A 25,241-nucleotide genomic window follows, 5' to 3' on the forward strand; every position below is an offset into this window, starting at 1 on the left:
ATCCCGCCTCTGAGCAATTGTCCAGCCCAGTGCCCTCAATACCCGACCGTGAACCGCGCCCGGACGTGCCTCGGCTTTTCGATCTCGTCGAGCAGGGCTACCGCATAGTCCTCGTAGGAGATCCAGCTCTTGCCGTCGGCGCCGACCAAGAGCTGGTCGCCGCCGAGCCGGAAGTGCCCGGTGCGCTCGCCGGCGGTGAAGAGCGCCGAGGGGCTCAGCATCGTCCAGTCGAGATCGTCGACCCGGCGCAGCGCATCGAGGAACAGTTTGCCGCGCGTCGCCTCCTCGAGCACGAAGGCCGGGAAATCCGGCATCTCGATCAGCAGCTTGCCGGGTGCCACCTCGAGGCTGCCGGCGCCGCCCACCACGAGGTAGCGCTTGACGCCCGAGCGGCGCACCGCGTCGATCAGCAGCGCCGGATCGCTTGCGCGGAACCCGACCGTGCTCACGACCGCGTCATGGCCCGCCAGACGTGGTGCCAGCGCCGTCGGCTGGCTGGCATCCCCCACGACCGGCGTCAACCGATCCTGCGCCCGAAGCTTCGCCGGGTCGCGGGCGATGGCCGTCACCTGATGACCGCGGCCGAGCGCCTCCGCCACGAGGCGCGTCCCGACATTGCCGGTGGCGCCGATGATCGCGAGCTTCATGTCGTTGTTCCTTGTTCCCGATTGCGTGATAGTCTCTTTCTGAGACCAGCATCAGGTACGAGACGATAGAATGCCCGTAAAGACGGCAGGTTCGACGCCCATGGTTACCTCGAAGGAACCGCCTCGCCCGGCGCGCAACCCGCGCGGGGCGTCGGGCGGGGCGCCGGATTGCCCGATCCGCTCAGTGCTCGACCGCATCGGCGACAAATGGAGCTTCCTCCTGATCCTGACGCTGGCGCCGCGGCCGCACCGGTTCGGCGAGCTCCGGCGCGCGATCAATGACATCTCGCAGCGCATGCTGACGGAGACGCTGCGCAGCCTGCAGCGCGACGGCCTCATCGAACGGACTGTGTTCCCGACGACGCCGCCCAGCGTCGAATATCGCCTGACGACGCTCGGCCAATCCCTGCTCGAGCCGATGCAGGGTCTGGTCGCCTGGGCCGACCGTCAGCTGCCGACGATCGTGGCGGCCCGGGAGCGGTTCGACCGTGCGGCTCAGGACCAGGCCGCATCAGAGGCCGGACGCTCATTCGGCGCATAGCACACCCGGCCTGCCGCGCGCCGGTGGTAGGTCTCTAATGTGCCGAAATTACGGACAGTCTTATTGTACGCGCTTTGCTTGACATTACATCCCCGCCACGGCGACAAGATGGCGTCGTCATCGGTTGTTTGCGCCTTGACCACGGGCGGCCCGCTGGATCACCTGCCAGGTCGCGATGTAACTTGCCGCCCGGCATCGGCTGCCGGCGGCGTCTGAACGTCTCTCGACCGATCCGGGGGATCGGCTTGCTCTGGCTTTGAAGGTAGCGCTCGCTTGCTCGACGGTTTCGACATTCCAGGGGACGTGGCGATTGGCGTGAGCCTCCTGGGCGTCGCCTATCTTGTTGTTGCGGCCTTCGCTGTCTGGTCTTTCGGACGGCAGCGCCCGGCCGCCCCCACCCGACGCCCCTCCGTCACCATCCTGAAGCCGGTGTGCGGTGCCGACCCGGGCCTCTACGAAAACCTGCGCTCGTTCTGCCGCCAGGCCTATGACGGGCCGGTCCAGGTCGTGATCGGCGCCCATCGCGAGTCGGACCCAGCCGTCGCGATCGCGCGGCAGGTGATCGCCGACCTGCCCGACGCCGACGTAGCGCTCGTCATCGACGGCGCGCTGCCCGGCAGCAATTTCAAGATCTGCAACCTCGCCAACATGATGGCGGTGGCGAAGCACGAGGTGCTGGTCATCGCGGACAGCGACATGCGGGTCGAGCCCCATTACCTCGACGCGGTCGTGGGCCCGCTGATGCAGGCCGGCGTCGGTCTCGTCACCTGCCTCTACAAGGGCCGGCCCGAGCGCGGCATACCGTCGGCGCTGGGTGCCGCCTTCATCAACAACGGCTTCCTGCCGTCCGTGCTCGTGGGCCGGCTGTTCGGCACCGACCCCGGCTGCTTCGGCGCCACCATGGCGCTTCGCCGCTCGACGCTCGACGAGGTCGGCGGCTTCGGGGCACTCATCAACCATCTGGCCGACGACTATGTGCTGGGCATGCTCGTCCGCCAGGCCGGCTACAAAGTGGTGATCGCGCCCTACGTCATCGAGAACATCGTGCTCGAGGCGGACATGGGCGCCCTGTTCCGCCACGAGTTGCGCTGGCAGCGGACCATCCGCTCGATCACGCCTGCCGGAGCCGCCGCCTCGATCATCACCAATCCGGTGGCGCTGGCGCTGCTCGCATTGCCGGTGAGCGGCTTCGCCCAAGGCGCATGGCTGGCGCTCGCGGCCGCTCTGGCGGCCCGCGGGGCTCTGATATATACGTGCAGCCGAATGTTCGGCCTGATCCCGCTGCGTGCGGCCCTGGTACCGATCCGCGACGCCTTGTCATTCATCATCCTGGTCGCCAGCTTCTGTGGCCAGCGGGTGACATGGCGCGATCAGAGCTTCCAGGTCGATCGGCGCGGTGAACTGACTTTCGAAGGAGATCCTTTGGCATGATGAAGACCCTGTTCCTCCAGGCCCCGTCCTTTGAAGGCTTCGACGGCGGCGCGGGGTCCCGGTACCAGGCGAAGCGCGAGATCAAGTCGTTCTGGTTCCCGACCTGGCTGGCGCAGCCGGCCGCTCTCGTGCCGGGCTCCAAGCTGATCGACGCGCCGCCGGCGCGCGTCAGCCTCCAGGACGTGCTCGCCGACCAGGCCAAGGAAGGCTACGAGCTCTGCATCATGCACACCTCGACCCCGTCCTTCGCGTCGGACGTCAAGGTCGCGGAAGCGATGAAGCAGGCGAATCCGAAGCTCAAGATCGGCTTCATCGGCGCCAAGGTCGCGGTCGAGGCCGAGAAGAGCCTCGCGGCCGCACCGGTCGTCGATTTCGTCGCGCGCAACGAGTTCGACTTCACCATCAAGGAAATCGCCGAGGGTCGCGACTGGGCCGACGTCGACGGCATCTCGTACCGCAATGCCGCGGGCGAGATCGTCCACAACCGCGACCGCGCGATCCTCGAGAACATGGACGAGCTGCCGTTCGTCACCGAGGTCTACAAGCAGAACCTGCACCTCGAGGACTATTTCATCGGCTATCTGATGCACCCGTATATCTCGATCTATACGGGCCGCGGCTGCAAGTCGCGCTGCACCTTCTGCCTGTGGCCGCAGACGGTCGGCGGCCACCGCTACCGCACGCGCTCGGTCGAGCACGTGATCGAAGAGATCAAGCTCGCGAAGAAGCACTACCCGCAGGTCAAGGAGTTCTTCTTCGACGACGACACCTTCACCGACGACCTGCCGCGCGCGGAGGCGATCGCCCGCGAGCTCGGCAAACTGGGTGTCACCTGGTCGTGCAACGCCAAGGCGAACGTACCCTACGAGACCTTGAAGGTCCTGAAGGAGAACGGCCTGCGCCTGCTGCTGGTCGGATACGAGTCGGGCAACCAGCAGATCCTGCACAACATCAAGAAGGGCATGCGGATCGAGGTCGCGAAGAAGTTCACGTCCGACTGCCACAAGCTCGGCATCAAGATCCACGGCACCTTCATCATGGGCCTGCCGGGCGAGACCAAGGAGACGATCGAGGAGACGATCCGGTACGCGACCGAGATCAATCCGCACACGATCCAGGTGTCGCTGGCCGCCCCCTATCCCGGCACGTTCCTGTTCAACCAGGCGGTCGAGAACAAGTGGCTCGACATCGATCATGCCGAGCTCATCGACGAGCATGGCGTGCAGATGGCGCCGCTGCACTATCCGCACCTGTCGCACCAGGAGATCTTCGACGCGGTCGAGACCATGTATCGGCGGTTCTATTTCCGCCGGTCGAAGATCCTGTCGATCCTGAACGAGATGATCCGCAGCCCGCAGATGCTGGTCCGTCGCCTGCGCGAAGGCGTCGAGTTCTTCCAGTTCCTGCGCGAGCGCCATCAGGTCGCGGGCTGACGCGGGGCTTCGGCCTTGCGACAGCTCACCCGGCATGAAGCGGGTCATCTTCTCGGCGGACGATTTCGGTCTCGACCCGGCGGTCAATGACGCGGTCGAAATCGCCCATCGGGACGGCCTGCTCGCAGCCGCGAGCCTGATGGTTGGCGAGGATGCGGTCGAGGGCGCCGTCGCGGTAGCACGCCGGAACCCGGGCCTCCGCGTCGGTCTTCACATCGCATTGGTCGAGGCGACGCCGGTGTCGGATCCGGCGTCGATCCCCGATCTCGTCGATGCCTCCGGCCGCTTCCCCTCGGACATGGTCCGGGCGGGCTTCCGCTTCTTCTTCAAGCCCGGCGTGCGCGCCCAGCTCGCCCGCGAGATCCGGGCGCAGTTCGAGGCGTTCCGCCGCACCGGCTTGGCGCTCGACCACGCCAACACTCACAAGCACATTCACCTGCACCCGACCGTGGCCCGGCTCATCGTCGAAATCGGCCGTGACTATGGCTTGAAGGCGGTACGCCTGCCGGTCGAGCCGGGGGGCCCGGTGGCGCGGGCGGAGAATGCGGCCGCGGCCGGCGGCTTCGGCGCCGCGGCGTTGCGCACCTGGACCGGCCAGCTCAAGGCGATGCTGAAGCGCCAGGGCATGGTGACGAACGACCAGGTGTTCGGCCTCGCCTGGTCCGGCGCCGTGACCGAGGCCCGCGTCGCGGCGTTGATTCCGCATCTGCCGGACGGCGTCAGCGAGATTTATTTCCATCCGGCGACCAGCCTCACGCCCAAGCTCGCGCGCACCATGCCGACCTATCGCCATGCGGACGAGCTCGCCGCCCTCGTCTCGCCGGCAGTGAAGCGCCTCGTCGCCGCGCACGGCATCGAGTGCACGAGCTTCGGCGAATTGGCCGAGGCGACGAAGACGCGAGTCGCCGCATGATCCGCTGGGCCAGCCTATTCGGCCTCATTGGCGTGGCGCTCCTGACCGCGATCCTGGTTTACGAGGGTATCGGGCCGTTGACCTCGGCGTTGCAGACCGCCGGCGTCGGGCTCGTCTGGGCCAGCCTGTTCCATGTCGTGCCGATGATGGTGATGGCGATCGCCTGGCGCGTGCTGTTCGTGGCCGGCCCGGCGCCGTCGCTCGGCCAGATGACCTATGCGGTCTGGCTGCGCGAATCGGTCAATGGCCTCCTGCCGGTCGCGCGCATCGGCGGCGAGGTCGTGTCCTATCGGGTGCTGACCCGCATGGGCTTCCGCCCGACCCCGGTCGCGGCCAGCCTGATCAGCGACATCACGCTGACGCTCGTCAGCCAGTTCCTGTTCACGGTCGCGGGCCTGGTGCTGCTGCTCCTGCGCATCGACGACACGGCCGTGGTCTGGCGCGTGATCTTCGGGCTCCTAGCCTTCCTGCCGATGGTGGCCGGGCTGGTCGCGATCCAGCGCATGGGCATCGTCAACATGGGGGCGCAGCTGGTCGGCGCGCTCTTCGGCGAGCGCTGGGCTGACCTCGTCGGCAACGCGGCGCGGCTCGATCGGGTGCTGCGCCTGGTCTATCGCCGCCCCGGCCGGATCCTGAGCGCCATCGGCTGGCAGCTCATCGGCTGGACGCTCGGCACCGGCGAGATCTATCTGGCGCTGCAATTCATGGGCAACCCGATCGACCTCTACGATGCAGTGCTGCTCGAGTCGCTGGCGCAGGCGATCAGCTCGGCCGCCTTCGTGGTGCCGGGTGCCGTCGGCGTGCAGGAAGGCGGCTTCATCCTCTTGGGCTCGCTCCTGGGCCTCGACCCCGGCACGGCGCTGGCGGTCGCGATCGCCCGCCGCATCCGCGACGCGATCATCTTCCTGCCGGGCCTCGTCACCTGGCAGATCGCCGAAGCACACAAGCTCGTGACCCGGCGCCAGCCGGCCGAGTAGTGGCAAAGCCCATAGTGGCAAAGCGGTGGCGGCACCCCATCTAAGCAGGGCCTTTCGCCGCAACTGCAACGGGACCCGCCGCCAGATGATCGAACTCCACTACTGGCCGACGCCCAACGGGCACAAGATCACCCTGTTCCTGGAGGAGGCCGGCCTCCCCTATGAGATCAAGCCGGTCAACATCAGCACCGGCGAGCAATTCCAGCCGGACTTCCTCAAGATCGCGCCGAACAACCGCATGCCGGCGATCATCGATACCGAGCCCGCCGACGGCGGCCAGCCGATCTCGGTCTTCGAATCGGGTGCCATCCTCGTCTATCTGGCCGAGAAGACCGGCAAGTTCCTGTCGCGGGACACGCGGCAACGCTTCGATACGCTGCAATGGCTGTTCTGGCAGATGGGCGGTCTCGGCCCGATGGCCGGGCAGAACCATCATTTCGCGCTCTATGCGCCCGAGAAGCTCGACTACGCCATCAAGCGCTACGTCAACGAGACGAACCGCCTCTACGGCGTCTTGAACAAGCGCCTGGCCAACCGGGACTTCATCGTCGGCGACTATTCGATCGCCGACATGGCCTCATATCCCTGGGTCGTGCCGCACGAACGCCAGGGCCAGAATCTCGACGATTTCCCGCACCTCAAGCGCTGGTTCTACGCAATCAAGGAACGGCCGGCGACGATCCGGGCCTACGAGCGCGGCAAGGCGATCAATACGCAGCCGACGGTGAGCGAGGAATCCCGCAAGATCCTGTTCGGACAGACCGCAGCCCAGGTAAGCTGAGCAGCAGCGCCGGTGGCGCGAGCGCGCCCGGCGATCTATGATCCAAGCAGGTGCCTCAAGGCACCCGCCTCGAACCTTTACGCAAAGCTGCCCGCCGCTCGTGACCAGACGCCCAGCCGCTCCCGTCCGCCACCTTCGCCGGGGCATTGTCCGGCTGCTGGGTTCTGTCACAGTACTCGCGGCAGGATCGGCCACGGCGACGGAGCCGATGACGCTCTATTACTACGAGCGCCCGCCGTTCTCCGTCACGGCGCCGGACGGCACCGTGCAAGGCCTGGTGATCGCGCCGACGCGCGCGGCCCTCGAGCGCATCGGCATGGCCTATGTGTTCCAATCGACCTCGGTCAACCGCATCTTCGAGCTCGTCCGTGACGAGCACGGCACGGCCTGCTCGCCCGGCTGGTACTGGACCGAAGAGCGGGCACGCTTCGCCAAATTCACGAAGGCGATCTATCGCGACAAGCCGATCATCGGGATCACTCGGAAAACGCTGCATGTACCGGTCGGCACCCGGCTCGCCGATCTGCTCGCCGCAGGCACCACGCTGACGGTCACCCACGGCTTCTCCTACGGCCAGTATATCGACGGGCTGATCGCGCACGCCGACCCGAACCAGCTAATCCCGATACCGACGGGAGGGCCGCGCATGATCGACATGGTGCTGACCGGCCACACCGACCTGGCGCTGACCTCGGAAGAGGACGCCTCGGCCTATGCGAGCCAGGGCATCGGCGGCCCCGACTACCCGATCGTCCATTTTCCGGACGTGCCCATGGGCGACCCGCGCCGCATCATGTGCGCGCGCGGCGTGCCGGACGATGTGATCGAGCGACTGAACCAGGCGATCGACGGACCGTAGCGCCCAGGCTGAAAACCCAGCCAGCGGCGACCGCTACGGCTGGATTTCGGCCGGTCCGCTTTTGGGAAGGTCGCCTCGAAATCGGACATTTGTCCCAAGGCGGCAGGAATTGCGGGCCTTGGCGGCAATGCGCAACGGCGGTTCACCTCGACCGCTTGGTAAAGGCGGCGACCAGTTCGACGTGGTGAGACCAGGTGAATTGATCGACGACCCGGACGCTGTCGAGCCGATAGCCGCCATCGACAAGGATGCGGGCGTCGCGGGCAAAGGTGGCAGGGTTACAGGAAACGCCGACGAGGAGCGGCGTCCTGCTGGAAGCCAGAGTCCTGACCTGCTCCTGCGCTCCGGCGCGCGGCGGGTCGAAGACGATGGCGTCGTACCGATTGGCTTCGTCGCGGCGCAGCGGATTGAGGAAGAGATCTCGGCGTATGGCCTTTAACGGCCTTGTCCCTTTCGCCTTGTCGAGGGCGCGGACGGCGGAGCCGACGCTCTCATAGGCGTCGACCGCGCCGCGTTCCAGCATCGGGCCGGTGAAGGTGCCGCAGCCGGAAAATAGATCGGCGAATTTTCCGGTTCGCGGCAGCAGCTCCATAACAGAATCAACCAGCGCATCCTCTCCGGCTTGCGTCGGCTGCAAGAATGCGAGGGGCGGCAGGATGACGTCGAGACCGCCGAAGTGGGCACGCAGCGGGCTCAATTCGATGATGACCTCCACGGCATCGTCCGGATTGGCGCGCCAGGAAATGCGGTTGATGCCGGCTTCTCGTGCGAACTGCGCGATGGCCTCGCGCGTCCGCAAATCGGGTTTGCCTTTCTGGCCGACGGGACCGGTGATGACGATGTCGAATTGACCGTTTACAGCCTGGATGAAGGCCATTGCAGGTTTGCCTTCCTGCAAAAGCAGCGCGAGCAATGTCTTGAGCCGTTCGCGCATGTCCATGACCGCGGGATCGGCCACGAGGCAGGAGGCGATGTCGGTCATATGGTGCGCGCGGCGCCGGTAATGGCCCAAAGCAACGATATTGTTTTTCTTGTAGGCGGTGAAGGTGGCGCGGCGGCGATCCCCGGCAGGCAGGAAAACCGGATCGCGCCAGACCCTTGGCTTCAAGCCCTTGCTGCGCAAGGCATCGCGGACGATGTCGACTTTCCAGTGTCGATAGAATTCATCTTTGGCGTGCTGGAGCGTGCAGCCGCCGCAGACATCATAATTCGGGCACGGCGCTTTGGTGCGATGAGGCGAGGCCTTCATTACTTTGAGTAAATCGCCGCGCAAGACACCGTCGTCATCGCGGCGGATCGTGGCCTGGATTCTGTCGCCCGGCAGAGCGCGATCGACATAGACAGGCCTGCCTTGCGACCGGTGTATGCCGTCGCCTTTGGGGCCTAGTTCATGGATAAGAAGATCGCCGGGCATCGTTTCGTAATAGCTGCGGAATGTGGCTTCGGGGAGGCCTTCAACGGCATCACAGCAATGCCGGATGACGGTGCCGCCCTTCGTGCCCCAACTAAGATGCGTCTTGGCCTGAGTGGCCCGCGATCACGTCTTCGAACTGCTGGGCGATCCGGTTCCAGGACAATGGCCCTTCGGCCGTCTCGACGGCCTTGGCGGCGAGCATGCGGTAGAGCGCCGGTTCGGTCGCCAGCCGAGTCATGGCGGCGGCAAACGCGTCGGGCGTCATGTCGGCGGCGATGAGGCCCGTACCATAGGGTGCGATCTGCTCGACAAGGCCGCCGACCGGCGTCGCGATCATCGGAAGGCCCGCACCATAGGATGCGGCGAGCACGCCCGACTGGCTCGCCTCGCGATAGGGCGCCACGGTCGCGTCGGCCGCAGCAAAGATCCGGCCGACCTCGGTCTCGGGAATCCAGCGCTGGTCGAGCCGGACGCGCGGATCAGCCGCGATCCGCTCCGCGAGCGGGCCGAGGTCGCCGGAGCCGACGATCGTGAGCTCGAACGGTACTTGCGGATCGATGCGCTCGACCGCCGCCATCAGCAGGTCCAGCCCCTTGTACGGCAAGAGGCGGCCGAAGAAGAGGAAGCGGAACGGTCGCCCTTCCGGCCATTCGCGCGCGCGGATCGGTTCGCTATCGAAACGAAATATGCCGTGCGGGATCACCGCCATGCGCGCGGCCGGATAGCCGAAGTTCGCCCGGACGCCGGCGCCGACATGGTCCGACAATGTCACGACCCGGTCGCTCGCGCGGAGCTCGCGGGCAATCATGCGCTGGCGCAGCGGGTGGCCGTCGCCCGGATGGGACGCCGCGTCATGCACCACGGTTACGAGCCGCGCCCCCGCTGGCCGGATCAGGCCGACCATGATCGGGTTCCACAGGTGCGACATGGTCGCAATCACCGTGTCGATGCGCTGCCGCTTGAGATAGTCGCGGAACGCGGCGCGCACCGACGTAAGGCGCATGGTCGCAGCAAGGAAGCCCAAGCCGCTGCGGTAGGTGTCGATCTCCTGGGTCGGCAGGCCGAGTGCCCGGTAGGATTCCAGGATCTCAGCCTGGCGCGAGACCGAGAGCGCCGGCTCGACCCGGCCGCGCTCCGCCAGCGCCCGGGCCAACTCGAGCGTGTATTTCGGCCCGCCGCCCCGCCGCTGCCACTGCCAGAGCAGGACGCGGCTCCCGGGGCCGGTCATCGGGTGAGCCTCATCAGGCGCTGGATCTCGGCAAGGCTCGGGGCGATCCATCGGCCGCCGATCATGTGCGGGGCGCCCGCGGTCGGATCGAGCTTCACGCGATGCGCGATGCCGGCCGCCTCGCCGGCCTCGAGATCGCGCCAATTATCGCCGATCGTCCAGCTCTGCGCCGGATCGAGTCCGAGGTCGGCGATCGCCGCGTCGAACATGCCCGGCAGCGGCTTGCGGCATTGGCAGGTCCGCCGATAGGGATCGATGCCCTCGGTCGGGTGATGCGGGCAGAAATAGACCGCGTCGATCGCCGCCCCCTGTTCCGCGAGCCGCTGCCCCAGCCACCGCATCAGGATGTCGAAATCCGCCTCGGTATAGAGGCCGCGGGCGATGCCGGACTGGTTCGTCGCGATAGCAAGCGCGTAGCCCGCCGCCTTGGCGGCCCGCAGCAGGGGAAAGATGCCGTCGACGAAACGCACGTCCTCGATGCGGTAGAGGTAACCCACGTCCTCGTTGATGACGCCGTCGCGATCGAGGATGAGGCCGCGGCCGCTGGAAATCAGGCCGGACATCAGGACAGCACCTCCGCCGCCGCGAACAGATGGTCGAGATAGCGTTCCGGCGACTGCTCGGCACGCCAGACGAGCGCGTCCGCCGCCGCCGCCGCACGTGCGGCCTCGTAGCGGCGGAGCAGCCGGGCGAGCGCGTCGGCGAGATCGCCTGGCCCCCGGAACGCCTCGCCGGCCGGCGCCGGCACCTGGCGCGCGATCCACGACCCTTCGGGCGCCACCATCGGTTTGCCGGCGACGCGCGCCTGCACCAGGATGCCCGACGAGCGGATGTCGTAACGCTGGCCGTCGTAGGGCAGGACCAGCACGTCGAGCTCGGCCAGCATCTCGTAATATTGCTCGGTCGTGAGCACCCGGTCGTCGAGCGCCACCAGATCGACCGGGAAGGCGCCGAGCCGCGCGCGGGCGGCACCGATGCCGGGCTCGCCGGACGGGATGTTGAACGGCGACTGGAAGCGGAAGCGCACCCGCCCGGCCCAGCCGAGCCGGCCCGTCACCTGCTCGACCAGGTCAGGGAGATGCTGGAAGCCCTTTTCCAGCCGGGCGTTGCCGAGGTAGCCGACCGTAATCGGCGTTCCCGGCACCCGCGCCGGCGCCGCGGCGACCGCGGCCAGAATCAAATCATGGCGGAAGGCGATCGGCAGCACGCCGACCGGCCGGTCGATGAGACACCGATAGATCTCGGCCAACTCGGCCGTATCGGAATAGAAGCGGATCCGCCCGGCGGCCGGCCCCTCGAGCAGGCGGGCCAGCACCGCTTCCGGCCGACGCTCGCGCGGGCGCCCGGCGCCCAGTTCCTCGACGCGCCGCACCAGCTGCAGATGGATCCACGGCCACGGCCGATCGAGGGTGCCCAGCATGTCGACCAGGGCATCGAGCTCGTCGACGCCGATCGTGTGGACCAGCGCATGGTCGTCCGGGCCGAGCGCCAGCTGCTCGCACGCAGAGAGGAAGTCGCGGCCGAAACTGTCATCGACCGGCCGGCGCCGGCGATGCCGCTGGTTCCAGACGATGCGGACGCCGCTGTGCAGCCGGCGCGCGACGCCTTCCGGCAAGGCGGAGAGCGCCCGATAGGCGGCACGGCGCGCCCGTCCGCCCGACGTCAGGTCGTAATAGCCCTGGCCGAACCAGGGCAGGATCTCGAACTCATGGGTCGGCCCGTCATAGCCGCGGTTGGCCAGCACCGTGACCGCGACGCCCCGCGCCCGCCCGGCCGCGGCGAGCGCGCCGTCATATTCGTAATGGTGGCCGTTCAGATCGACGAGCGCGTGGTCGACGATGGCGAGTTTCATGGGAACGACGGAACGAGCCACCAATGACGGGGGAGAAGCAGCGCATCCTATAGAGGATCGGCCGCGTGCCCGAAATGGAGATTCGCATCAACCCTGCTGCGACGGGCCGGGCAGCGACGAATGGGCCAACAGCCGCAGGCGTTCGGCGCTGGCCGCATCCGCCGGGTAGAACGCCTCGATCGCCAGTTCCGAGAGCGTCACGTCGATCGGCGTGCCGAAGATCGTGGTCGTGCTGAACAGGTCAAGCGGGCCTGCCGCGGTTTCGAGCCGGAACGGCACGACGACGCCGGGCTGGTCCTGGTCGTTCGCCGGACGCGGCCCGGGCGCCGGCGGCACCGGATAGGCCTTGAGCTCGTCCATGAGGGCGACCAGGACCGGATCCGCAGTGAGCTCGACCTGCCGGCGCAGGCGGTCCAGCAGATGGTCGCGCCATTCGCGGAGGTTGAGGATGCGCGGCGCGAGCCCGGCCGGATGCAGGCTCAAGCGCAATACGTTGAGCGGCGGCGCCAGCTGTGCCGGATCGACGCCGGCAAGCAGCCGGCCGACCGCGGCGTTGGCCGCAACCAGGGTCCAATGCCGGTCGACCGCCAGCGCCGGATAGGGTTCATGGCCGGCCAGCACCAGGTCGACCGCCCGGCGCGCGGCGGCCAGCGCCGGATCGTCGAGCGCGCGCTCGGCGAAGATCGGCGCGAAGCCGGCTGCGACCAGCAGCAGGTTGCGCTCGCGCAGCGGAATGTCGAGCCGCTCGGCCAGGTGCAGCACCATCTCGCGGCTGGGCCGGGCGCGGCCGGTCTCGAGGAAGCTCAGGTGGCGCGTCGAAATGTCGGCCTCGCAGGCAAGATCGAGCTGGCTCAGCCGCCGGCGCTGCCGCCATTCGCGGATGTGGTCGCCGACCGGCCGGGCGGCGGAAAGGGAGGCGCGGGCGTAGCTCATGCCGGCGACGATAGCCGCAGCGGCCGTGCGATCCAATTACCTCGGGGGTAAAGGGACTGGTATCCTCGCTCCCCTTTCGTCATAGCCGGGCGTGATGTACGGACTTGAGACATACCTGACAGGTGTTCGGGGATGACCTGAAATTTGGAGTGGCCTGTCAGACGATCGCCTCGTAGGCCAGCCGCCAGAAGGCCGTCGCAAGCTCGGGCATGTGCGGGCTGGTCATCGGCCGCTGGGTGAGGAGGATGCCGGTGAGGCCGTGCTCCGGGTCGTTGCGCCAGGAGGTGCCGAGCCCGCCGTCCCAGCCGTAGCCGCGCGGCAGCGCCGCCTCGGGGTCCGTCGTGACCCCAAGGCCGAAGCCCCAGCCGCGCCCGTCCCAGAAGCCGGGGACGAAGGGCGAGGCAGCCTTCTGCTCAGGCGTCAGGTGATCCTGCGTCATGAGTGCCACACTCTCGGGCTTGAGGACCCGGCCGCCGCCTCCCAGCAGCATCCGCGCGAAGGCGAGATAATCATCGACCGTCGAGACGAGCCCTGTGCTGCCGCCGGGATGAACGGGCGTTTCGGGCGCCCCGGTCCATGGCACGAACCGGCCGTCGTCACCCGGCTGATAGACCCGGGCGAGCCGGTCGCGCTTGTCCGGCGGGACGACATAGAAGGTGTCGGCCATGCCAAGCGGCGTGAAGATCCGCGCTTCGAGGAAATCCGCCAGCGGGCGGGCGGCCACGCGCTCGACCAGCACGCCCAGGATCTCGCTGCCGACATTGTACATCCAGCGCTCGCCCGGCTGATGCATCAGTGGCAAGGCGCCGTAGCGCGCGACCAGCTCGTCCGGCGTCATCGCCGGCGGGATCGGGCTGGGCAGGAGACCCGCGTCGGCGATCGCGCGCTGGATCGGATAAGACGCGGACGGCGCCATGATGATGCCGAGGCCGAGCCGGAAGGTCATGAGGTCGCGGAGCGTGATGGGGCGCTGGGCCGGCACGGTATCGTCGAGCGGCCCGTCGAGCCGGCGCAGGACCCGGCGGTCGGCGAGTTCGGGCAGCCAGCGGTCGACGGGGTCGTCAAGCCGCAGCGCCCCCGCTTCGACCAGGATCATGGCCGCCGCCGCCACGACCGGCTTGGTCATGGAGGCAATGCGAAACAGCGTGTCGCGCCGCATCGGCGCTTGGGCAGCAAGCTCACGCGCGCCGGCCGCGACGACATGCACCATGTCGCCCCGCGCGACGAGCGCCACCAGCCCGGCCGCAGCGCCCTGATCGATCATGGTCCCGAGGGTCGTCGTCAGACGATCGAGCCCCGCCCTGGAAAATCCTCCTCTGCCGCCGTTGGTCATCGCGTGCCTCCCGCGTTCCGTCACAGACTGATTGCATTTTTAAATCGGTTCCGTCAAGCTCAAACCGATTGCGATATGCAAACGGTCGAGACGATTGCCGGCGCGCGCTTCCGCAACACCGAATATCATCGGTTCGAGGACGGCCGGCTCAAGACGGTCGAGGTCTATTTCGGCGAGCTGCCGGCCCGTTGAGCCGGGCGCCGCGCGCGACCGGAACCGCCGAGGCGGTCATATCATTGATGATTTAAGAAGGTGGTGCGGGCGGTCGGAATCGAACCGACACTCCTTTCGGAACCGGATTTTGAGTCCGGCGCGTCTACCAGTTCCACCACGCCCGCGTGCCTTGAAGCGACCGATCGCCTCACCCTCACAGGGTGGCGGGATCGCGGCATCGTCTTTACCGCCCTGGGGCCGGCGCTGTCAAAAGCTACCTGCGCCAAGGTGGGCACGGGCTTATAGCCGAACAGGCCCGGGTTTGGCGATGGCAAATTCGCGGGCGGCAGTTGCGTCCGGGGCACCGAGCCTGTTAGATGCCGCGGACCGCCGCCTCTTAAGGGCCGGCGCGCGGCCAAGCAAAAGGATAGGCATGCTTCGACGTCTCTACGATTGGCTCCTGCTCCAGGCCGGCAAGCCGAACGCGACCTGGGTCATGGCAGCCATCTCCTTCGCCGAAAGCTCGTTCTTTCCGCTGCCGCCGGACGTGCTGATGATCCCGATGATGATCGCCGAGCGGCGCAAGGCGTTCTGGCTGGCGGCCGTCGCCACCGCCGCCTCGGTGCTCGGCGCCTATGTCGGCTATGCCATCGGCTTCTACCTGTTCGCCAGTGTCGGCGAGCGGATCCTCGCGTTCTACGGCGCCATGGATACGTTCGAAGCGCTGCGCCAGAAATTCCTGCAGTACGGCGTCGAGATCATCGTGCTGAAAGGCATGACGCCGATCCCGTTCAAGCTGGTGACCATCGCGAGCGGCCTCGCCCGGTTCGATCTCGGGTTGTTCACCGTGGCCTGCGTCGTCTCGCGCAGCATCCGCTTCTTCCTGCTGGCCTTGATCCTGTTCTTCGTCGGCGAGCAGGCGCGCACCTTCATCGAGAAGCGCCTGATGCTGGTGACGACGGTCTCCGCAGCGATGCTGGTCTGCGGGTTCGTGCTGGTCAAGTACGTCCATTTCAGCTGACGGAAGGCACTTCCGAGCCATGCGCACCCCGCCCTTGAGCGTCATCGTCCTCGCGACCTCGATTGCCGTGCTGGCGGGGGCCTGGTTCTTCCAGCTTGTGGTCGGCCTGGTGCCATGCGAGCTGTGCCTGGCCGAGCGCTGGCCCTGGTACATCGCGCTCGTGCTGTCGGGTGTGTTCCTCGGCCTGCGCCGGCCGGAGGTCGACCGCTACGCCCCGGCGCTGCTCGGCTTGCTGTTCCTCTGCGCCACGGGCCTCGCCGCCTATCACGTCGGCGTCGAGCAGCATTGGATCGCCGGCCCCGACGCCTGCACGGTCAGCGGCAACCATCACGCCAAGACGATCGAGGAGCTGACGGCCGAGATCATGGCGGCCCCGGTCGTGCGGTGCGACGAGATCCAGTGGAGCCTCGCCGGCATATCGCTCGCCGGCTGGGATGCTATCCTGTGCGTGTGCATGGTCGTTGCCGCCTGGAACGCGCGCCGCCGCCGGCGCCTCGCCGAGGGATATGCCGCATGAGTGCCAAGCCGACCCTGAAGCGTTACCTGCCCGGCGACCCGCCGCCGGCCGAGCAGGTGAAACGCATGGTGCGCGTCGACCACGCCGGCGAGCATGGTGCGGCGCGCATCTACGAGGGGCAGTTGGCGATCCTCGGTCGGCGGCCGGTCGGCGACACGATCCGCCACATGGCGGAGCAGGAGCGCGAGCATCGCGCCGTGTTCGACCGGATGCTGGTCGAACGCCGGGTGCGCCCGACCTTGCTCGGCCCGTTCTGGGACGTGGCCGGCTATGCGCTGGGTGCGGCGACGGCGCTCATGGGTGAGCGCGCCGCGATGGCCTGCACCGTCGCGGTCGAGGAAGTGATCGACGAGCATTACCAGCACCAGGCGGACGCCCTCGGCGATGCCGAGCCGGAGCTCAAGGCCGTGATCGAGAAGTTCCAGGCTGACGAGCGCGAGCACCGCGACACCGGCTTGGCGCACGGCGCCGAAGCGACGCCCGGCTACGAGGCGCTCTCGGCTGTGATCAAGGCCGGCTCACGGCTTGCGATCTGGATGGCGACACGGATCTGAGGCGCCGGACGCAGTGCGCAAGCGCTTCGTCTTCGCCCAAGAGGACCGGCCCGGCACCGCCTGGGCGACGCGGTTCGCCGCGGGACGAGACGAGGCCCGGCGCTGGTACCTCGGGCAAGGCCTCGCCGAGCCGCCGAGTGCCGCCGAATGCCGGGCGGCGGTCAGGCAGCACATGCCGGAACTGCTTGCCGAATACGACCGTGCCTGCGCGCTCGTCGGCGCCGACGATCTCGCGCACCGCATCCTGAGCCACTATCGACCGCCGCCGCTAGCGCACGGCTGCAGCCAGGCGGTCTGGCTCGGGCCTGGCGGCCCGGCGCTGGTGCGCAACTACGACTTCGCGCTGGAGATCGTGTCCGACCGGTTCGAATTGACCCGCTGGTTCGGCCGGCGCGTCATCGCCAAGGCACAGCGGCCGTGGGGTGGCGTCATCGACGGCATGAACGAGGACGGGCTGGTCGCAAGCCTCACCTACGGCGGCAGCAAGGCGCAAGGCCTGGGCTTCTCGATCCTGCTCATGCTGCGCTACGTGCTGGAAACCTGCCGGCAGGTGGACGAGGCGATTGAGGCCCTCCTGCGCATCCCGGTGGCACTGTCGCAGAACGTGACCCTGCTCGATCGGACGGGCGCCTATGCGACCCTCTATCTCGGGCCCGGCCGGTCGCCAGCCGTCACGACGGCGCGTGTCTGCACCAATCACCAGGAGACGCCGGATCCGGCCATCCATGCCGATTCGATCCGACGCCATCATGTGCTGGAAACGGCCCTCGCCCATCCAGCAACGACGCTCGAGAGCCTGACCGCCCGCTTGCTCCAACCGCCGCTGCTCGCCCGTCGAAAGGCGTCTGCGACCGTCTATACTGCCGTCTACCGGCCAGCGGAGGGCCGCGTCGAGTATCTCTGGCCCGGGACCCGCCGATCACAAAGCTTCGAGCGGTTCGAAGCCGGCGCGCATGTCGAGGATTACGGTGCGCTCGCCGATCCGGCCGGGAACGCCGCCGCCTCGTAGTGCGTCGCGAATTCGTCGAACCGTACGAGCACGGCGCGCGCCGCCGGTTCGACGATCGCAACCGATGGGTCGGGGCCGGTGAAAGCCAGGATCCGGTCCATCGACTCCCAGAGTGTCACCGCGGTGAACTCGACCTCGCCGCCGACGACGCGCTCGAGCAGATAGGCGCCCTCATGGCCGGCCAGCTCCTTCAAATGCGGCACGACGCGCGTCGCGAAATGCCGGCGATAGGCCTCGGCTTGGCCGCCCTCGGCGGCGCCATGCCAGATCCGTGCGATCATCGCGGCCTCCTTGATGAAGCGGCGACCGCGCCTCAGCCGGCTGCGGCCTGGTCGGTCGCCTTGCGTGCCAGCTTGGTGCGGTACATAGCCCGGTCGGCCGCCTCGAGCGCCGCGGCTATGTCCTCGTCGCCGTTGAAGCAATAGGCACCGGTCGCCGCCGACAGACGGATCGCGGCCCCGTTCCACTGCAGCGGCGCCGCCTCGATCGCTTCCGCGAGCGCGCCCGCCTTTTCCTCGGCCGCCTCCTGGCCGGTCCGGACCAGCAGCACGCCGAACTCGTCGCCACCGAGTCGCGCCACCACGTCGGCATGGCGCACATGATCGATGAGCGTGCGCGCCACATGCAGCAGCGCCGCGTCGCCGGCGTTGTGGCCCCAGCGGTCGTTGATCGTCTTCATGTCGTTGAGGTCGATATAGACGATGGAGGACGCTGTGCCGTAGCGCTGGGCCAGCGCCACCAACCGCGACAATTCGCGCATGAAGGCGCGGCGATTGGCGACCGGCATCAGCGCATCTTCGTCGGCGAGCTTTTCCAGATGCGCCGCGCGCGCCTTCGCCTTGTCGAGCTCGCGCTTCAGCCGTCCGACCTCTCCCAGGAGATCCAGGAGCGCGTCCTTGAGCGGCCCCGGTACCGGGCCTTCGCCCGCCTGCTTCAAAAGCTCGTGGAGCGCCAGCGCGGGGCTGCTGCCCGCGAATGCCGCGGTTGGCGCCTTCGGGCGCCTTACCTCCTTACGCTCGGCGATCTTCAACGAAATGTCCTCGCCCCATCCCTGGCCCGACTTCCCGGCCTGCCCGCGAGCGCGCGTCGAATCGCGTCCGCGACACCGACAGCATGCACGATCCGGTGCGCTTGCCCAAATGCTTTCCGCCAATATAATGGCGCCCTCGTCAAGAACTCGTGAACTCAAGGGAAGTTTGCGCCGATGACCACAGCTGAGGCGCAAGTCGGCGTCATCATGGGCAGCCAGTCCGACTGGGAAACCATGCGGCATGCCACCGAAACGCTGGCGGCGCTCGGCATCGCGTTCGAGACTCGCATCGTCTCCGCCCATCGCACGCCGGACCGGCTCGTGACCTATGCCAAGGAGGCGCGCGGCCGCGGCCTCAAGGTGATCATCGCCGGCGCCGGGGGTGCCGCCCACCTGCCCGGCATGACGGCCGCCATGACGCCGCTGCCGGTCCTGGGCGTGCCGGTGGAGAGCCATGCGCTGAAAGGCATGGACAGTCTGCTGTCGATCGTGCAGATGCCTGGGGGAATTCCTGTCGGTACCTTGGCGATCGGCAAGGCGGGCGCGATCAACGCCGCCCTTCTCGCCGGCTCGATTTTGGCGCTGCAGGACCCGGCCGTCGCTGCGGCACTGGATCAGTGGCGCGAACGGCAGACCGGCGCGGTCGCAGAGGCCCCGCGGGACTGACCGTCCCCGGGGCTGACGGGACATCCGATCGAACCTCTTTTGACGACAGGATTAGGGCCTTCGATGCTGGCTCCCGGCGCAACCATCGGCATTCTCGGCGGCGGCCAACTGGGCCGGATGACCGCCCAGGCGGCCGCTCGGCTCGGCTTCACCACCCATATCTTCTCGAGCGAGCCGGAGTGCCCGGGCGCGCAGGTGACGCCCCTTGTCACGGTCGCCGCCCTCGATGACGTGGACGCGCTCGCCCGCTTCGCCCAGTCGGTCGATGTCGCGACCTACGAGACCGAGAACGTGCCGGTCTCCGCCCTCGAGGCGATCCTGCCGCACACACCGGTCCGGCCGGGGGTCGAGGTGCTGCGCGTGGCGCAGGACCGGCTTCGCGAGAAGGACTATCTGCGCTCGATCGATGTCGCGACCGCGCAATATCGCGAGGTCACCGGGCCCGACGCGCTCGGCCGGGCCATCCGCGACTTGGGCCATCGCGCGGTGCTGAAGACCGTGCGCATGGGCTATGACGGCAAGGGCCAGGTCATGATTACGCCGGACGTCAATCCGGCTCAGGCCTGGGCCGCGATCGCCGGTGCCGCCGACAGTGCCGGGATCGCCATTCTCGAATCCTTCGTCGACTATCGCTGTGAGATCTCGGTCGTGGTCGTGCGCGGGACAAACGGCACGATCGTCAATTACCCGGCGGTCGAGAATCAGCACGCGAACCATATGCTCGACACGACCATCGTGCCGGCGCGCATCGCGCCCGAGCTCGCCATGCGCGCCGAGGCGATCGCCCGCCACATCGCCGAAAAGCTCGACGTGGTCGGCGTGCTCGCGGTCGAGATGTTCGTGACCCATGACGACGAGATCCTGGTCAACGAGCTTGCCCCGCGGCCGCACAATTCCGGCCACTGGACCATGGACGCCTGCTACACGAGCCAGTTCGAGCAGCTGGTGCGCGCCATCACCGGCCTGCCCTTGGGCTCGACCGAGCGCCATTCCGACGCGGTCATGAAGAACCTGATCGGCAACGACATCGACCGCTGGCGCGAGATTGTCGCCGAGCCGATGAGCAAGCTGCACCTCTACGGCAAGGTGCACGCCCGCCCCGGCCGCAAGATGGGCCACGTGACGCGCCTCCTGCCGCGGCACGAGTAGAACGGCGCCTTTCCCAACCGTCATCCCCGCGCAGGCGGGGATCCAGAGCGACATATCGATAGCTCCGGCAAGGCTGCGAAAGATCATCGCTTGCCCTGGATTCCCGCCTGCGCGGGACGGCATATGGGTATGCCAACCTTTCGACTGTTCGGAAGTGGACACTTGCCCGTCCAGTTCCGGACGGTTTCACGTTACGCGACTTGGCACGTCCGTAGCTAACTTATTGATTTAAAACAAAATCGCCGCCTGGCCCGTCCGTTGCTCCTGGTCTTCTCGCAACCCTCGTTGGAGATGGATCATGAACAACGTCGCTCTCGCCTTCGCCCCGCGCGCCCTTCGTCCGGTCCGCACGGCGGCCGCCCGGAAGCCGGTTCGGGCGCGCGCCCTGCGCACGGCCAGCCGGCCGGCAGCGCTGGCTCCCTCGGCCGGCAGCCGGGTCGAGGCGCTGCTGATGGGCGTCACCTTCCTGGCGCTTGCCGGCCTCGCCATCGTCGCGGAAGCGGCCGGCGTCGCAGCCGCCCTCGTCGGGTGAGCCGCCAATCAGCGGCACGCCCGACGTCAGCGGCGCGCCTGGCGCAGGAACTCGAACGGCCCGGCCAGGTGCCGCACCGCCCGTTTCAGGCCTTGCGTCAGCTTCGGGATCTGCATGACCTCCGAAAGGCGCCGGTCGAGAAACGCGAAAGTGTCGGCCGAGCCCTCGGACGCATCGTTCAGCCAATAGAGCACGGTCGGGCCGTAGGCGGCGGCGAGCAGCCCGCGCTTGGTATAGAAGTTGAAGTCGGTCGCATTGTCGCCGGCCGCGTACCAGATGGCGTCGACCGTGCGATAGACGATCTCCGCCGCCTTGGCCGCCCCCCAGGGCGAGGCCTTGAGCGCGATCGCGCGGCGCACCGCCTCGCGATGGGGCGCCAGCGCCTCGAGCCGCGCCTTGACAGCGGCTGCGACCCGCTCGTGGGTCCGGAGCGGGGTCAGGTCCATGGCATCAAGGGTCGCGAGCATGCGCCGGTCGGCCCAATCGTCGAGCCAGAGCGCCGCCTCGCGCCCACCGTCGGGGAACAGGCGGACGATCTCGGCCTCGGCGAGGTCGATCGCCTTGGCGCCAGCCTTGAGCGCCGCCAGCGACCAGCCGTCGAACAGCACATTGGGCAGGGTCGCCTCCAGGAGCCGGTCCTTGGCGGCGACGAAATCGGCCTCGACGGTCATTCGAACTCTCCTCGCGCATAGGCGGCCAGGTCGATCGGGTGCTTCATGCCCTCTTCGATGAAGGTCAGCAGCGCCAGATCGCTCATCCGTTCGGGATAGAGCACGCCGTCCAGATGGTCGACCTCGTGCTGCACGACCCGGGCGTGGAAGCCCGACGCCGTCCGCTCGATCATCGTGCCATCGAGCGCCAGCCCGCGGTAGCGGATGGTGGTATGACGCGGCACGGCGCCGCGGAGGCCGGGGATCGAGAGGCAGCCTTCCCAGCCGAGATTGAGCGCGTCGCCGACCGGCTCGATCACCGGGTTGATAAGCGCCGTCAATGGCTGCGGCTCGTCGTCCGCCATGCCGGTCGTGCGCTCCTGCGGCACCTTGAAGATGATGACCCGGCGCGAGACATGGACCTGGGGCGCCGCCAGGCCGACGCCGCCGATGTCGTCCAGCGTCTCGGTCATGTCGCTGACCAGGGCGGCGACGTCCGGCGCCGTCGGGTCCGCGATGGGATCGGCAAGGCGGCGCAGGACGGGATGGCCCATGCGGGCGATCTTGAGGATGCTCATGATCGCGCCAGTATGGGCAGCACCTCGGTACGGGTAAAGACCCCCGGAGATTGAGCTTAGGCGGCGCGGATGCCGGCCAGGAAGGCCGACACCTCGGTGTTGAGTTGCTCCGCATTGCGCGACAGGCCGCTCGCCGCACCCAGCACGTCGGACGCGGCGGAGCCGGTCTCGGCCGCCGCCTGCCGGACGCTCGCGACGCTGGTCGAGACCTCCTGGGTGCTGCGCGCTGCCCCCTGAATGTTGCGCGCGATGTCGGCAGTGGCGCTGCGTTGCTGCTCGACCGCGGCGGCGACTGCAGCCGCAATGCCGCTGATCTCGCCGATCACCCCGCCGATCGCCCGGATCGCGGCGACCGCCTCGGCCGTCGTTTCCTGCATCCGGCCGATCTGGCTCGCGATCTCCTCGGTCGCGCGTGCGGTCTGGGTGGCGAGCGACTTCACCTCCGACGCCACCACGGCGAAGCCCTTGCCGGCCTCACCGGCGCGCGCCGCCTCGATCGTCGCGTTCAGGGCCAGAAGATTGGTCTGGGCCGCGATCTGGTGGATGAGGCCGACCACCTCGCCGACCTTCCTCGCCCCGTCGGACAGCGCCTGGACGGTGCCGTCGGTGCGGCGGGCATCCTCGACCGCGCGGCTCGCGATGCCGGCCGACTGCACGACCTGCCGGCCGATTTCCTGGATCGACGCCGACAGCTGCTCGGTCGCGGCCGCCACCGTCTCGACATTGGCCGCGGTCTCGTCAATCGCGGCGGCGACCACGGTCGACTGCTCGCCGGTCTCGGCCGCGGTCGCCGACATGGATTGCGCCGTCGCCTCGAGCTCGGTCGCGGCCGACGAGAGGACCTCGACCAGATGGCCGACCTTGACCTCGAAGCTCTCGGCCAGCTCGGCCATGGCGTGCTCCTTGGCCTCGGCGGCGCGGCGCTCGACCTCGATCCGCTCGGCCTCGAGGCGCTGCCGGTCGAGCGCGTTGAGCTTGAACACCTCAACCGCGCTCGCCATGGCACCGAGTTCGTCGTGCCGGCCCAGCCCGAAGACGGCGACCGTCGTATCGCCCTCGCTCAAGCGGCCCATGACCTCGGTGATGCGCATGATCGGCCGGGCGATCGCGCGGCCAAGCGAGTACCAGAGGGCGAGTGCCACCAGGATCAGCACCACGAGCGCGCCGATCGTCACCGCGACGGCGACGGTGACGGCACGATCCTGCGCCGCCGAGCGTGCAGCGAGCTTATCCCGCTCGAGCTTGTCGAGATCGGAGACCTTCTCGCGGATGCCGTCCATGTAGGCCCGGCCCATGCCGTTCGCCTCGATCTGGCGGGCATCGTCGCGGGTCTCGGCTTTCGCCATGTCGGCGATCTCGGTCTCGGCGATGTCGTGCTGCCAGGCGTTGATGATCGTATCCATGTCGTCGAGCGCCGCCTTGGCGTCGGCATCCGCTGCGGCGAGCGCCTTCAACCGCTCGCGGCTCTCCTTGAGCGCCTTCTGTCCGGCGGCGTAGAGATCGAGGAAGCGGTCGTCGGCGGCGATGATATAGCCGCGAATCGACGTCTCCTGGTCGACCATGCTCGCCTGCATCTCGTGCAGCGCGTCGAGCAGCGCGTGCGTCTCCTCCGTGCGGGTGCCGGTGTCGGCGATGATGCGCAGTTCGCGGAAGGTAATGACACCGCTCACCGCGAGCAGGACCACGACGACGGCGAAGGCGGCGGCGAGCTTGTGGGCGATCCTGAGATTGCCTGCGGCCTCGCGTCCGGCACGGGCTCGCCGGACAAGTATGGCGATGACGAGTGGAATCCGGGCCTTGAGCGTCTCCAGCAACGACATGGCGTCTCCCCTGTTGCCGCCCCAGGGGCGGCGTGACGGCCTTCGATCCGGGCCGTTCGATCCGTTTTCTTCGACGAGAAGAATCCGCCTGTCACTAACGTATGAGGATTAAGAATCCATGAGGATGATGGGGTTGCCCCGCATTCGCCGCTGGTCCGCCTTGCCGCACGCGCAGGCAAGACTCCCCTTTCCCTTGTGCGGCGCCGGTGCTATTAAAGCCGCTCGATCGGGGTGCAGCCTGCATCCGCGACCAATTTTTTATTCTCTCGAAGGAGCGCCGGTAAACCGTGCAAGTCCTCGTTCGCGACAACAACGTCGATCAAGCGCTGCGCGCGCTGAAGAAGAAGATGCAGCGGGAAGGCATTTTCCGCGAGATGAAGCTGCGGCGGAATTACGAGAAGCCGTCCGAGAAGCGGGCCCGCGAGCAGGCGGAGGCCGTGCGCCGTCATCGCAAGCTGCTGCGCAAGCGGATGGATCGCGAAGGCTATTAAGCCTTTCCTGACGCTTCTCGCGTCAGCGTCCTAGAGAATCACGGAGCGCCGGCGGGGCAACTTGCCGGCGCTTTCGTCGTTCAGGAATCGCCGCTGTCCGGGCGGCCCTGGGTCACTGCGTAGAAATAGTCGCGGAGCGCCGGATCGTCCTGCTGCTTGCTGTCGACCGTCATCAGCATGGTCACGGTCGTGCCGTCCTCGGACAGCGGCAGAAGCAGCCGGGCATACGAGCGCTCGCGCTCGCGCGTCGACAAAAGCAGCAGATGCAGCATCGGCTGGCGCCGCTCGACCGCCTCCGTGTAATGGGCGTGGAGCAGCGCGCCATAGGCCGGCGGCAGCATGTCGCGCGGCCGCTGGTGCGTCGGGTCGCGCCAATGGGTCGTGCAGATGGCGGTGCCGCACAGCCGGTAGCGGAAATCGGGCTCGCCCGCCGCGTCGCGAAACACGTCGGAGAGCGTGATGCGCGCCAGCGATTCGACCAGGTCGGCAGGATCGATATCGGCCCGCCGCGGGGCGAACCGGTCGCCGCGTTGCCGATGCCAATAGGCAAGCACGCGCGCCAGTTCCGGATATGTGGCATCCGTCAAATCGAGCTCGACCGATTGGATCTGCGACCCGTCGGATGCCCCTGGCCCATCAGTCACATGCGTCCTCCCGCGCCGGTGAACGGTATAGCCCGTTCCGGCGATCCTCCGAGAGCGCAATTTCTTGTTCCCCTCGGGCCAAATC

Annotated in this window: 28 protein-coding genes and 1 tRNA gene; 15 read left to right on the forward strand and 14 right to left on the reverse strand. The window is 67.8% G+C overall.

Annotated elements, in window-relative coordinates; all coding sequences use genetic code 11:
• Nucleotides 1-35 precede the first annotated feature (35 nt).
• Complete coding sequence (locus IEY58_RS25345; protein ID WP_189050944.1) at nt 36-647, reverse strand: NAD(P)-dependent oxidoreductase; 612 nt, start codon at nt 645-647, stop codon at nt 36-38.
• Between the two features lie 100 nt (nt 648-747).
• Here IEY58_RS25345 and IEY58_RS25350 point away from each other — a divergent pair, with 100 nt between their 5' ends.
• The 7 genes from IEY58_RS25350 (at nt 748) to IEY58_RS25380 (ending at nt 7,582) form a co-directional block, all read left to right on the forward strand.
• On the forward strand, nt 748-1,188 hold the full coding sequence (locus IEY58_RS25350) for a winged helix-turn-helix transcriptional regulator (RefSeq protein ID WP_189050945.1): 441 nt from the start codon (nt 748-750) through the stop codon (nt 1,186-1,188).
• Nucleotides 1,189-1,461: 273 nt separating this feature from the next.
• The gene (hpnI, locus tag IEY58_RS25355) at nt 1,462-2,619 is read left to right on the forward strand and encodes a bacteriohopanetetrol glucosamine biosynthesis glycosyltransferase HpnI (RefSeq protein WP_189050946.1); all 1,158 of its coding nucleotides are present in this window, start codon (nt 1,462-1,464) and stop codon (nt 2,617-2,619) included.
• Nucleotides 2,616-4,052, forward strand: coding sequence for a hopanoid biosynthesis associated radical SAM protein HpnJ (gene hpnJ / locus IEY58_RS25360; RefSeq protein ID WP_189050947.1), 1,437 nt, complete (start codon nt 2,616-2,618; stop codon nt 4,050-4,052). The genes hpnI and hpnJ overlap by 4 nt, the downstream gene beginning before the upstream one ends.
• Nucleotides 4,053-4,086: 34 nt before the next feature.
• Nucleotides 4,087-4,965 (forward strand): hopanoid biosynthesis-associated protein HpnK, encoded by an 879-nt coding sequence (gene hpnK / locus IEY58_RS25365; protein WP_189050948.1) that lies wholly within the window; start codon nt 4,087-4,089, stop codon nt 4,963-4,965.
• Nucleotides 4,962-5,942, forward strand: coding sequence for a lysylphosphatidylglycerol synthase domain-containing protein (locus IEY58_RS25370; RefSeq protein ID WP_189050949.1), 981 nt, complete (start codon nt 4,962-4,964; stop codon nt 5,940-5,942). The genes hpnK and IEY58_RS25370 overlap by 4 nt, the downstream gene beginning before the upstream one ends.
• Before the next feature lie 85 nt (nt 5,943-6,027).
• A complete protein-coding gene (locus IEY58_RS25375) occupies nt 6,028-6,723 on the forward strand; it encodes a glutathione binding-like protein (RefSeq protein WP_189050950.1) in 696 nt (231 codons plus the stop codon).
• Nucleotides 6,724-6,931: 208 nt separating this feature from the next.
• Complete coding sequence (locus IEY58_RS25380; protein WP_189050951.1) at nt 6,932-7,582, forward strand: substrate-binding periplasmic protein; 651 nt, start codon at nt 6,932-6,934, stop codon at nt 7,580-7,582.
• A 142-nt stretch (nt 7,583-7,724) separates the two neighbouring features.
• On the opposite strand, the gene IEY58_RS25385 is transcribed toward IEY58_RS25380, so the two are convergent.
• From IEY58_RS25385 to IEY58_RS25415, 7 genes are all read right to left on the reverse strand, one after another.
• Nucleotides 7,725-8,996, reverse strand: coding sequence for a class I SAM-dependent RNA methyltransferase (locus IEY58_RS25385; RefSeq protein WP_189050952.1), 1,272 nt, complete (start codon nt 8,994-8,996; stop codon nt 7,725-7,727).
• 91 nt (nt 8,997-9,087) lie between these two features.
• Nucleotides 9,088-10,224: a glycosyltransferase family 4 protein gene (locus IEY58_RS25390; protein WP_189050953.1), complete on the reverse strand. Its 1,137-nt coding sequence runs from the start codon at nt 10,222-10,224 to the stop codon at nt 9,088-9,090.
• The gene (locus IEY58_RS25395; protein WP_189050954.1) at nt 10,221-10,787 is read right to left on the reverse strand and encodes a D-glycero-alpha-D-manno-heptose-1,7-bisphosphate 7-phosphatase; all 567 of its coding nucleotides are present in this window, start codon (nt 10,785-10,787) and stop codon (nt 10,221-10,223) included. Before IEY58_RS25395 ends, IEY58_RS25390 begins: the two co-directional genes overlap by 4 nt.
• The gene (locus IEY58_RS25400) at nt 10,787-12,076 is read right to left on the reverse strand and encodes a glycosyltransferase family protein (RefSeq protein WP_189050955.1); all 1,290 of its coding nucleotides are present in this window, start codon (nt 12,074-12,076) and stop codon (nt 10,787-10,789) included. Before IEY58_RS25400 ends, IEY58_RS25395 begins: the two co-directional genes overlap by 1 nt.
• An 87-nt stretch (nt 12,077-12,163) precedes the next feature.
• Nucleotides 12,164-13,045, reverse strand: a complete 882-nt coding sequence (locus IEY58_RS25405; protein WP_229743946.1) for a helix-turn-helix domain-containing protein — start codon at nt 13,043-13,045, stop codon at nt 12,164-12,166.
• A gap of 121 nt (nt 13,046-13,166) precedes the next feature.
• The gene (locus IEY58_RS25410; protein ID WP_189050956.1) at nt 13,167-14,342 is read right to left on the reverse strand and encodes a serine hydrolase domain-containing protein; all 1,176 of its coding nucleotides are present in this window, start codon (nt 14,340-14,342) and stop codon (nt 13,167-13,169) included.
• Between the two features lie 253 nt (nt 14,343-14,595).
• Nucleotides 14,596-14,680, reverse strand: a tRNA-Leu gene (locus tag IEY58_RS25415).
• 248 nt (nt 14,681-14,928) lie between these two features.
• Between IEY58_RS25415 and IEY58_RS25420 the strand changes: the two genes are divergently transcribed.
• Genes IEY58_RS25420 through IEY58_RS25435 form a run of 4 tightly spaced genes read left to right on the forward strand, consistent with a single transcriptional unit; the run spans nt 14,929 to nt 17,596 of the window.
• Entirely contained in the window at nt 14,929-15,516 is a 588-nt protein-coding gene (locus IEY58_RS25420) for a YqaA family protein (protein ID WP_189050957.1), read from the forward strand.
• A gap of 19 nt (nt 15,517-15,535) precedes the next feature.
• On the forward strand, nt 15,536-16,033 hold the full coding sequence (locus IEY58_RS25425; RefSeq protein ID WP_189050958.1) for a disulfide bond formation protein B: 498 nt from the start codon (nt 15,536-15,538) through the stop codon (nt 16,031-16,033).
• Nucleotides 16,030-16,587, forward strand: a complete 558-nt coding sequence (locus tag IEY58_RS25430; protein WP_189050959.1) for a demethoxyubiquinone hydroxylase family protein — start codon at nt 16,030-16,032, stop codon at nt 16,585-16,587. The genes IEY58_RS25425 and IEY58_RS25430 overlap by 4 nt, the downstream gene beginning before the upstream one ends.
• Nucleotides 16,588-16,600: 13 nt before the next feature.
• Nucleotides 16,601-17,596, forward strand: coding sequence for a C45 family autoproteolytic acyltransferase/hydolase (locus tag IEY58_RS25435; protein WP_189050960.1), 996 nt, complete (start codon nt 16,601-16,603; stop codon nt 17,594-17,596).
• Here IEY58_RS25435 and IEY58_RS25440 read toward each other — a convergent pair.
• On the reverse strand, nt 17,551-17,877 hold the full coding sequence (locus IEY58_RS25440) for an antibiotic biosynthesis monooxygenase (RefSeq protein WP_189050961.1): 327 nt from the start codon (nt 17,875-17,877) through the stop codon (nt 17,551-17,553). The two genes, IEY58_RS25435 and IEY58_RS25440, sit on opposite strands and share 46 nt — an antisense overlap.
• A gap of 32 nt (nt 17,878-17,909) precedes the next feature.
• Nucleotides 17,910-18,626 (reverse strand): GGDEF domain-containing protein, encoded by a 717-nt coding sequence (locus IEY58_RS25445; protein ID WP_189050962.1) that lies wholly within the window; start codon nt 18,624-18,626, stop codon nt 17,910-17,912.
• Between the two features lie 174 nt (nt 18,627-18,800).
• Here IEY58_RS25445 and purE point away from each other — a divergent pair, with 174 nt between their 5' ends.
• The 3 genes from purE (at nt 18,801) to IEY58_RS25460 (ending at nt 20,973) form a co-directional block, all read left to right on the forward strand.
• The gene (gene purE / locus IEY58_RS25450) at nt 18,801-19,292 is read left to right on the forward strand and encodes a 5-(carboxyamino)imidazole ribonucleotide mutase (protein ID WP_189050963.1); all 492 of its coding nucleotides are present in this window, start codon (nt 18,801-18,803) and stop codon (nt 19,290-19,292) included.
• 63 nt (nt 19,293-19,355) lie between these two features.
• The gene (locus IEY58_RS25455; RefSeq protein WP_189050964.1) at nt 19,356-20,441 is read left to right on the forward strand and encodes a 5-(carboxyamino)imidazole ribonucleotide synthase; all 1,086 of its coding nucleotides are present in this window, start codon (nt 19,356-19,358) and stop codon (nt 20,439-20,441) included.
• Between the two features lie 298 nt (nt 20,442-20,739).
• On the forward strand, nt 20,740-20,973 hold the full coding sequence (locus tag IEY58_RS25460; RefSeq protein WP_189050965.1) for a hypothetical protein: 234 nt from the start codon (nt 20,740-20,742) through the stop codon (nt 20,971-20,973).
• Nucleotides 20,974-20,999: 26 nt separating this feature from the next.
• Here IEY58_RS25460 and IEY58_RS25465 read toward each other — a convergent pair whose 3' ends face one another.
• Genes IEY58_RS25465 through IEY58_RS25475 form a run of 3 tightly spaced genes read right to left on the reverse strand, consistent with a single transcriptional unit; the run spans nt 21,000 to nt 24,021 of the window.
• Nucleotides 21,000-21,644: a COQ9 family protein gene (locus IEY58_RS25465; protein ID WP_189050966.1), complete on the reverse strand. Its 645-nt coding sequence runs from the start codon at nt 21,642-21,644 to the stop codon at nt 21,000-21,002.
• Nucleotides 21,641-22,201 (reverse strand): peptide deformylase, encoded by a 561-nt coding sequence (gene def / locus IEY58_RS25470; RefSeq protein ID WP_189050967.1) that lies wholly within the window; start codon nt 22,199-22,201, stop codon nt 21,641-21,643. The genes IEY58_RS25465 and def overlap by 4 nt, the downstream gene beginning before the upstream one ends.
• Nucleotides 22,202-22,257: 56 nt before the next feature.
• Nucleotides 22,258-24,021, reverse strand: coding sequence for a methyl-accepting chemotaxis protein (locus IEY58_RS25475; RefSeq protein ID WP_189050968.1), 1,764 nt, complete (start codon nt 24,019-24,021; stop codon nt 22,258-22,260).
• A gap of 287 nt (nt 24,022-24,308) precedes the next feature.
• On the opposite strand from IEY58_RS25475, the gene rpsU reads away from it, so the two are divergent.
• Nucleotides 24,309-24,512 carry a 30S ribosomal protein S21 gene (gene rpsU / locus IEY58_RS25480; RefSeq protein WP_189050969.1) on the forward strand — a complete coding sequence of 68 codons (204 nt, stop codon included), beginning with the start codon at nt 24,309-24,311 and terminating at the stop codon, nt 24,510-24,512.
• Nucleotides 24,513-24,592: 80 nt separating this feature from the next.
• Here rpsU and IEY58_RS25485 read toward each other — a convergent pair whose 3' ends face one another.
• A complete protein-coding gene (locus IEY58_RS25485) occupies nt 24,593-25,156 on the reverse strand; it encodes a PAS domain-containing protein (RefSeq protein ID WP_189050970.1) in 564 nt (187 codons plus the stop codon).
• Between the last annotated feature and the right edge of the window lie 85 nt (nt 25,157-25,241).

It is taken from the genome of Aliidongia dinghuensis (genome assembly GCF_014643535.1).
GTDB classification, from domain to species: Bacteria; Pseudomonadota; Alphaproteobacteria; order ATCC43930; family CGMCC-115725; genus Aliidongia; species Aliidongia dinghuensis.